Annotated in this window: 1 protein-coding gene; it reads right to left on the reverse strand. The window is 39.5% G+C overall.

Annotation, left to right across the window (positions count from 1 at the left end; all coding sequences use genetic code 11):
• A partial coding sequence (locus CIK04_RS27540) for a S4 domain-containing protein (protein ID WP_325205907.1) occupies positions 1-187 on the reverse strand: 187 nt, incomplete at its 3' end.
• Between the last annotated feature and the right edge of the window lie 378 nt (positions 188-565).

Genomic DNA, 565 nt, shown 5'->3' on the forward strand with positions numbered 1-565 from the left:
AGCAGCCAAATTTATATTCGGCCTTAACTCGCTTTTTGTTTACGCGCACTTCTCCCTTACGCACAATTCGGTAAATCATGCTTTTCGGAACATCTTTCAGTTGGTTGCGTAGAAAATTATCAATACGCTGCCCTGCCATATCTTCATCAATATCGACGATTTGGACTTTAGTTCTTATTTCATTCATGGCGCTATTCTAAAGGTAAATTTGCTGGGTCTGCTGACTTGTTGTGATACAAGCATCGAGCAAGTCATTATTATGGCAAACTTGTGCTATTTGTTCGCAAAGCCGCACATTTTAGCGGTTTTCCACGACTAGGTAAAACCGTAGAATTTTTTGCTGACCGTGTAATAGAGCAGTTCAAAGTTACTCACAGGTTACTAATAACTCAATCGTTGTTTATTAAACAATCAGTTAGCAAACGCAAAATTGAATGAAACACGAAAAAATTTCATCGTTTGCCGCAATGCTCGTTGCTGATATTACCGTCCACTGCTATAGTTCACAGCTGCGAAGGTAGGTCTGGTTGAATTTTATGCAAAACCGACCATTTATCCACAAGCA

Source organism: Vibrio sp. 03_296 (genome assembly GCF_002265885.1).